Source organism: Microcystis sp. M53602_WE12, from assembly GCF_030065455.1.
GTDB classification, from domain to species: Bacteria; Cyanobacteriota; Cyanobacteriia; order Cyanobacteriales; family Microcystaceae; genus Microcystis; species Microcystis aeruginosa.
In genome coordinates, this window is record NZ_JASJFB010000828.1 from 1 (window position 1) to 1,027 (window position 1,027).

The 1,027-nt window shown below is 35.9% G+C and carries 2 protein-coding genes and 1 pseudogene; 2 read left to right on the forward strand and 1 reads right to left on the reverse strand.

Annotation, left to right across the window (positions count from 1 at the left end; all coding sequences use genetic code 11):
* Positions 1-205 (reverse strand): annotated as a pseudogene (locus PX482_RS25425) (Uma2 family endonuclease); the annotation flags it as partial.
* Positions 206-281: 76 nt separating this feature from the next.
* Here PX482_RS25425 and PX482_RS25430 point away from each other — a divergent pair.
* Positions 282-566: a hypothetical protein gene (locus PX482_RS25430; protein ID WP_002756821.1), complete on the forward strand. Its 285-nt coding sequence runs from the start codon at positions 282-284 to the stop codon at positions 564-566.
* Positions 563-946 (forward strand): type II toxin-antitoxin system VapC family toxin, encoded by a 384-nt coding sequence (locus tag PX482_RS25435; RefSeq protein ID WP_288093397.1) that lies wholly within the window; start codon positions 563-565, stop codon positions 944-946. Before PX482_RS25430 ends, PX482_RS25435 begins: the two co-directional genes overlap by 4 nt.
* Positions 947-1,027 lie beyond the last annotated feature (81 nt).

The following is a 1,027-nucleotide window of genomic DNA, read 5'->3' on the forward strand; positions in this document are numbered from 1 at the left end:
AATAAATTTCTAGTAAACCACCAATACGTTCTTTGATGGTTTCGTGTTTTTTCCCTGGCATTTTTCTAATCTCCAAAACTCCATCTAAAAAAGATAACCTTAACCCTGGGCGATCGATTAGCTGTTCAACAGCTTTAAATTCTCTCCAGGTTAAGTCACTAATTAAAATTGGTTCTGCTTCTCGTTCAATGAGTGTAGTTATCATAATTTAAACCCAAATTTAGAGCGTGAATTTTGTTCACTATGATATGATATAAAAACAGAGTATCATAAAAAACATCATGCAAGCATACAAACTCAAAGGAAAAATTGATCAATCTGGTAACTTGCTGATTACCGAACCATTGAATTTACCCCCCGGAAATGTGGAAATTGTAGTCTGGGCAGCCACAGATACCCTTGATCATACCACAACCCCAACCACTGAACCAGCACCAGAAGCACCAAAAAGAAAATCTAGGATCAAAGCATTTCAGGGTTTATTTGAAAATGCCCCTGCCATTCCGGCAGACTTTGATCCAGATCAAGCTAAATATGAATATTTAAAGGAGAAATATAACCTGTGAAAATCCTGATAGATACTAATATCATTATTGATAATGCCTTAGAAAGAGAACCTTTTTGGAATGCAAGTGAACAAGTTTTATCACTAATTGAAAAAGGCACAATTGCAGGTTATATTTCCGCCTCAACTTTTAGTGATTTGTATTATATTATCCGTAAAGCAAGAGGTCGAGATTGGACGCTTACTTATTTAAAGCAGTTAATTACTTTTTGTCAAATTGCTACAGTAAATCAGGCTGCAATTATAATGGCTTTCACAACCAATTTTCAGGATTTTGAAGATTCTATTCAATACTCTACCGCGGTAGTTAATAAATTGGATGGGGAGCATCCCAGTTTTGCAATGAGTAAAAATACTCAGGCAATATCGCCGTTGAGATAAGCACAACGTAGCTTCAAATACTGAGGAACATTCTCTGCTTTCCATTGTGCTCCCACAATTTTCATTCTTGCACCTATTTGC

Bases quoted from the DNA above. Each gene is read 5' to 3' on its own strand.
- PX482_RS25430 (WP_002756821.1), top strand. From the start codon at position 282: ATGCAAGCATACAAACTCAAAGGAAAAATTGATCAATCTGGTAACTTG.